The 6073-nt window shown below is 67.7% G+C and carries 6 protein-coding genes; 2 read left to right on the top strand and 4 right to left on the bottom strand.

Annotated elements, in window-relative coordinates; all coding sequences use genetic code 11:
* Nucleotides 1–72 precede the first annotated feature (72 nt).
* Genes cyoD through cyoA form a run of 4 tightly spaced genes read right to left on the bottom strand, consistent with a single transcriptional unit; the run spans nt 73 to nt 4259 of the window.
* Complete coding sequence (gene cyoD / locus HUU95_RS06305; protein WP_174279336.1) at nt 73–468, bottom strand: cytochrome o ubiquinol oxidase subunit IV; 396 nt, start codon at nt 466–468, stop codon at nt 73–75.
* Complete coding sequence (gene cyoC / locus HUU95_RS06300; protein WP_174279335.1) at nt 465–1103, bottom strand: cytochrome o ubiquinol oxidase subunit III; 639 nt, start codon at nt 1101–1103, stop codon at nt 465–467. The genes cyoD and cyoC overlap by 4 nt, the downstream gene beginning before the upstream one ends.
* A 1-nt stretch (nt 1104) precedes the next feature.
* Entirely contained in the window at nt 1105–3102 is a 1998-nt protein-coding gene (gene cyoB, locus HUU95_RS06295; RefSeq protein WP_174279334.1) for a cytochrome o ubiquinol oxidase subunit I, read from the bottom strand.
* 2 nt (nt 3103–3104) lie between these two features.
* Complete coding sequence (gene cyoA, locus HUU95_RS06290; RefSeq protein ID WP_174279333.1) at nt 3105–4259, bottom strand: ubiquinol oxidase subunit II; 1155 nt, start codon at nt 4257–4259, stop codon at nt 3105–3107.
* 124 nt (nt 4260–4383) lie between these two features.
* On the opposite strand from cyoA, the gene HUU95_RS06285 reads away from it, so the two are divergent.
* Nucleotides 4384–5715, top strand: coding sequence for an MFS transporter (locus HUU95_RS06285; protein WP_174279332.1), 1332 nt, complete (start codon nt 4384–4386; stop codon nt 5713–5715).
* 123 nt (nt 5716–5838) lie between these two features.
* The coding region (locus HUU95_RS06280; RefSeq protein ID WP_254602656.1) for a tryptophan-rich sensory protein at nt 5839–6073 on the top strand (235 nt) is incomplete at its 3' end.

The following is a 6073-nucleotide window of genomic DNA, read 5'->3' as shown; positions in this document are numbered from 1 at the left end:
CGAGCGCGACCAGCGCGGGCAGCGAGCGTGGCGGCCTGGTCGCGCCGGCGCGGGTCCAGTCCGCCGTCGCGCTCACGGCGTCCGGCTCATGTCGTGCGCGGACATCGGCATCATGTTGGTGTTGAGGTGGTACATGACCCACAGCGAGCCGCTGAGCGCGATGGCGACCAGCACGACGGTGAAGATCAGCGCCATCATCGTCCACCCTCCTTCCGACTTGGTATCCATGTGCAGGAAGAAGAACATGTGGACCACGATCTGCACCGCCGCCAGCGCCATGATGATCAGCGCGGCCACCGTGGCGTCGGCGACGACGCCCGTCATCACCAGCGCGAACGGGATCGCGGTCAGCATCACCGACAGCCCGAAGCCGGTCAGATAGCCGCGCCGCGAGCCATGGCCGTGTGCGTCGCCATGCGCGTGCAGCTCGGCGTCGGCGAAGGCGGGGTCGTCAACGGCATTGCTCATCGCAGCATTCCCAAGAGGTAGACGAAGGTGAAGACGCCGACCCAGATGACGTCGAGGAAATGCCAGAACATGCTGAGGCACATCAGCCGGCGCTTGTTCGCCTGGATCAGCCCGTGCCGACCGACCTGCGCCATCAGCGTCGCCATCCACACCAGCCCGACGGTGACGTGCAGGCCGTGGGTCCCGACCAGCGTGAAGAAGGACGACAGGAACGCGCTGCGCTGGGGCGTGGCGCCATGGGCGATCAGCGTGGAGAACTCGTGCAGCTCGATCGCCAGGAACGCCGCGCCGAACAGGGCGGTCGCCGCCAGCCAGCCCTGCGTGCGGCGGACCCGGCCTTCCTCCATCGCCAGCATCGCGAACCCGCAGGTGATCGACGACAGCAACAGCATCGCGGTGTTGACCGCGACCAGCGGCAGCTCGAACAGGTCGCGCGGCGACGGCCCGCCGGCGTAGTTGCTCCCCAGCACGCCATAGATGGCGAACAGGACCGCGAAGATGAGGCAATCGCTCATCAGGTAGATCCAGAACCCCAGCATCGTGCCGCCGCCATCGGCATGATGCTCCTCGTCGGCGAGGTAGAAGGCCGGGCCGACCGGCTCCCCGCTCATCGGCCCAAAGGTCTGCGCGTTCATCTCAGGCCTCCAGCAGTTGCGGATGACGCGCGCGCTCGGTGCGGGCGACCTCCTCGGCGGGGATGTGGAACGACCGGTCGTAATCGAAGCTGTGCCCGATCGCGACGACCAGGATGCCCACGAACGCCGCGCCGGCCAGCCACCACATGTACCAGATCATGCCGATCGCGAAGGCGACGGAAAGCCCGGCGATGATCACGCCCGCCCCGGTGTTGCGCGGCATGTGGATCGCGCGATAGCCGTCGACCGGCGCCCTTGCTCCGCGCGCCTTCATGTCCGCCCAGGCGTCGCCGTCATGGACGATCGGCGTGAAGGCGAAGTTGTAGGCCGGCGGCGGCGAGGAGGTCGCCCATTCCAGCGTGCGGCCGTTCCACGGATCGCCAGTCGTGTCGCGCAGCCGCTCGCGGTCACGCACGCTGACGAAGATCTGCATCAGGAACGCCATGATGCCCACGAAGATCAGCGCGGCGCCAAAGGCGGCGATCACGAACCAGATCCGCAGCGACGGATCGTCGAAATGGCGCAGCCGCCGCGTCACGCCCATCAGCCCGAGCACGTAGAGCGGCATGAAGGCGAAATAGAAGCCGACCACCCACGACCAGAAGGACAGCTTGCCCCACCACGCGTCGAGCTTGAAGCCGAACGCCTTGGGGAACCAGTAGTTGATCCCGGCGAACATGCCGAACAACGTCCCGCCGATGATGACGTTATGGAAATGCGCCACCAGGAACAGCGAGTTGTGCAGCACGAAGTCGGCCGGCGGCACCGCCAGCAGCACCCCCGTCATGCCGCCGATCACGAAGGTGAGCATGAAGGCGACGGTCCACATCATCGGCAGCTCGAAGCGGATGCGGCCGCGATACATGGTGAACAGCCAGTTGAAGATCTTCGCGCCCGTCGGGATCGAGATCACCATCGTGGTGATGCCGAAGAACGAGTTGACGCTCGCCCCCGACCCCATGGTGAAGAAATGGTGCAGCCAGACGAGATAGGCGAGGATGGTGATGCAGACGGTCGCGTAGACCATCGAGGTATAGCCGAACAGCCGCTTGCCCGAGAAGGTCGAGGTGACCTCGGAGAAGATGCCGAATGCCGGCAGGATCAGGATGTAGACCTCCGGATGGCCCCAGATCCAGATGAGGTTGGTGTACATCATCGGATTGCCGCCGAGCTCGTTGGTGAACAGCGCGGTGCCGACATACCGGTCGAGCGACAGCAGCGCCAGCACCGCGGTCAGCACGGGGAAGCTCGCGACGATCAGGATGTTGGTGCACAGCGCCGTCCAGCAGAAGATCGGCATCTTCATCATGGTCATGCCCGGCGCGCGCATCTTGACGATGGTGGCGACCAGGTTGACGCCGGACAGCAAGGTGCCGATGCCCGCCACCTGCAACGACCAGATATAATAGTCGACGCCGACGTCCGGGCTGTATTCGGTGCCCGACAGCGGCGCCATCGCCAGCCAGCCGGTGCGCGCGAATTCGCCGACGAACAGCGACGTCATCACGATCGCCGCGCCCGCCGCGGTGAACCAGAAGCTGAGATTGTTGAGGTACGGGAACGACACGTCGCGGGCGCCGATCTGGAGCGGCACGACGAAGTTCATCAGCCCCGTCACCAGCGGCATCGCGACGAAGAAGATCATGATCACGCCATGGGCGGTGAACACCTGGTCGTAATGGTGCGCGGGCAGGAACCCCTGATTGTCGCCGAACGCCATCGCCTGCTGCAACCGCATCATGATCGCATCGGAGAAGCCGCGCAGCAGCATGACGATCGCCAGGATCATGTACATGATCCCGACCTTCTTGTGGTCCACGCTGGTGAACCACTCGTGCCACAGATAGCCCCACAGCTTGAACCAGGTCAGCGCGCCGATCACAACCGCGCCGCCCAGCGCCACGACCGCGAAGGTGCCGAGCAGGATCGGCTCGTGCAGCGGGAACGACTCCCAGGTCAGGCGACCGAAGATCATCTGCCAGTTCAGGTGAGCGAACATCGTCATGCCTTCGATACGGGGGTGGTCGCGGCGGGGACGTCGCGGGGGAGGAGGGTCGTGAAGTCGCGGTTGCGGTTGGGCTGCCGCGTCTGCGAGCCCGGCGGCGGGACGGCCTTGCGTTCCTGGCTCCAATGCGGGGCGGTGCCCTTCTCGTCGCCGTTCCTGAACAGGGCGCCCGTCGGCTTGCGCTGGCCGTTGCCGGCGGCCGCGTTGCCTTGCATGCCCGCCACCGCGCCGTGCCCGTCGGCGCGGCGGTCGGCCGACATCATGCCGGCCATGCAGGTCTGGCCGGGCTTGGCGCACATGTTGAGGATCAGCGGGTAGAGCTGCGGCGCCACGCCGGCATAATGCTGGACCGGCACCTTCTCGCTGGGCTGCTGCAACCGGAGGTAGCGCGCGCGGTCGAGCGCCACGCCGCTCGCCTTAACCTGCGCGACCCAGCCGTCGAACCCGGCGCGGGGCAGCGCGTGGAAGCGGAAGCGCATGTCGGAAAAGCCAGCGCCGTTATAGTTCGACGCCTGCCCCGCATAGACGCCGGGCGTGTTGGCGACCGCGTGCAGCCGCGTCTCCATGCCGGGCATGGCATAGATCTGTCCGGCCAGCGCGGGGATGAAGAACGAGTTCATCACCGTCGTCGACGTGATCTTGAAGCTGATCGGCACGTCGACGGGCGCGGCCAGCTCGTTCACCGTCGCGATGCCGAGCTTGGGATAGATGAACAGCCACTTCCAGTCGAGCGCGACGACCTCGACCTCCAGCGGCTCGGTGCCCGCCGCGACCGGGCGACCCGGCGCGATGCGCCCGACCTGACGATAGGGATCGAGCAGGTGCGTGCTCGTCCAGGTGACCGCGCCGAGCAGGATGATGATCAGCAGCGGCACCGCCCAGATCACCAGCTCCAGCTGGGTCGAATGGTCCCAATCGGGCGAATAGGTGGCCTGCGTGTTCGCCGCGCGATAGCGAAACGCGAACAGGATCGTCAGCGCCATCACCGGCACGATCACGAGCAGCATCAGCCCCGTCGCGATCAGGATCAGGTTGCGCTGCTGCATCGCGACGTCGCCCGCCGGGTGCATCACCACCATGTTGCACGCGCCGAGCAGCGGCAGCAGCGCCACCCCGCGCCAGGAGCGGATCGAACGGAGGAGCCTCGTCATGCCGGCGAGGTAGGCGGGCGCCCGAGCGCGCGACATTGGACACTTTGTCCAATGCCAAGGGGTCCGGGCAACGGGCATATGGTCGCGGACGCACCGACCCCTGGTCGCGGGCGAGGAGTATCGCATGACTGCCCCCATCGCCGTACCGACCTCGGCGCCGCTCGAACGCGCCGCCCGTGGCCTCAACACGCGTCACACCGGCGTCGCGCCCGGCGAGATCGCGATCGGCGTGGTCATCGGCCGCACCGGCGAGTTCTTCGACTTCTTCGTCTATGCGATCGCGTCGGTGCTGGTCTTTCCCGCCCTGGTCTTCCCCTATGTCGATCGGCTGACGGGCACCGCCTATGCCTTCGCGCTGTTCGCGCTGGCCTATGTCGCGCGGCCGTTCGGAACCTGGCTGTTCATGACGGTGGACCGGCGGCACGGCCGCAGCGTCAAGCTGACGGCGGCGCTGTTCCTGCTCGGCACGTCAACGATGGCGATGGCGTTCCTGCCCGGCTATGCCTCGATCGGCTCGGCCTCGGCGGTGGTCCTCGCGCTGCTCCGGATCGGGCAGGGGCTGGCGCTGGGCGGCACTTGGGACGGGCTCGCCTCGCTCCTGGCGCTGAACGTGCCGCCCGCCAGGCGCGGCTGGTATGCCATGATCCCCCAGCTCGGCGCGCCGTTGGGGCTGATGGTCGCGAGCGGGCTGTTCGCCTTCTTCGCCGCCACGCTGTCGGCGGCGGACTTCCTCGACTGGGGCTGGCGCTACCCGTTCTTCGTCGCGTTCGCGATCAACGTCGTCGCGCTGTTCGCGCGGCTGCGCCTGGTCGCGACCCCCGACTATGCCGAGCTGTTCAAGACTCGCGCGCTGCAACCGTCGCGGGTGCGCGAGACGGTCAGGGTCGAATGGCGCACGGTGGCGCTGGGCGCCTTCGCCCCGCTCGCCAGTTTCGCGCTGTTCCACCTGGTGACGGTGTTTCCGCTGTCGTGGATCGTGCTGTTCACGCGGCAGGAGCCGACGCGGTTCCTGGTGATCGAGGTGATCGGCGCCGCCGTCTGCACCGCGTCGATCGCGGCGTCGGGGCTGATCGCGGATCGGATGGGGCGGCGCCGGCTGCTCGGGCTGTCGGCGGTCGCGATCGCGCTGTTCAGCCTGTTCGCGCCCCGGCTGCTCGACGGCGGCGAGCATGGCGAGGTCGCGTTCATGCTCGCGGGGTTCGTGCTGCTCGGGCTGTCGTTCGGCCAGTCGTCCGGCGTCGTCACCTCCAATTTCGCGGGTCAATACCGGTACACGGGCGCGGCGATCACGTCGGACCTGGCCTGGCTGGTCGGCGCGGGCTTCGCGCCGCTGGCGGCGCTGCTGCTGGCGTCGCGCTTCGGGCTGGTCTCGGTCGGCGGCTATCTGTTGTCAGGCGCGCTGTGCACGCTGGCGGCGTTGCGGATCAACCGGGAGTTCGCCCGCAAGGTCGTGTGAGCCGTGCCGGGCACCACGGGCCGCCGGATGGAACGCGATGGGGGCGACGGGCGCTGTGACCGGATGACCCAATCTCCCGATCCGTCCGCCACCGGCTGGTCCCGCCCCGCGGCCGCGTTGACGGTGGCGGTGGTGCTGGGCGCGAGCGCGTTGCTGGGTCGCCGCAACGCGCCCGACCCGTCGCACCCGGCCATCCGCCGCTGGTATGCCCGCCTTCATAAGCCCGGCTTCACCCCGCCCGACGCGGCGTTCGGCGCGGTATGGCCGGTGCTGGAGACCGGCCTCGCGGCCGGCATCTTGTTCACTTTGAACCCAGCCGGTGAGCGTGGCGGCGTTACGATGAAAGGCTGTGTGGCCG

The sequence above is a fragment of the Sphingomonas bacterium genome, from assembly GCF_903643065.1.
Taxonomy (GTDB): Bacteria; Pseudomonadota; Alphaproteobacteria; order Sphingomonadales; family Sphingomonadaceae; genus Sphingomonas.
Note: the sequence above shows the minus strand (reverse complement) of the source record. Positions and strands in the feature narration are given on the sequence as shown.